The sequence below is a fragment of the Clostridium polyendosporum genome (assembly GCF_018332455.1).
Lineage (GTDB): Bacteria > Bacillota > Clostridia > Clostridiales > Clostridiaceae > Clostridium_AY > Clostridium_AY polyendosporum.
The window spans coordinates 1-227 of the sequence record NZ_BOPZ01000115.1 but is presented as its reverse complement, the minus strand read 5'-3'; the positions used below and the strand labels follow the sequence as shown (position 1 = coordinate 227).

The 227-nt window shown below is 50.2% G+C and carries 1 rRNA gene; it reads right to left on the bottom strand.

The features are described from left to right. Positions 1-227, bottom strand: a 16S ribosomal RNA gene (locus CPJCM30710_RS17645); the annotation flags it as partial.

Here is a 227-nt window from a genome sequence, read left to right as displayed (position 1 = left end):
TTCATGTAGGCGAGTTTCAGCCTACAATCCGAACTGGGACGAGTTTTTGAGATTTGCTCCACCTCACGGTCTTGCGTCTCTTTGTACTCGCCATTGTAGCACGTGTGTAGCCCCAGACATAAGGGGCATGATGATTTGACGTCATCCCCACCTTCCTCCCGGTTAACCCGGGCAGTCTTGCTAGAGTGCTCAACTAAATGGTAGCAACTAACAATAAGGGTTGCGCT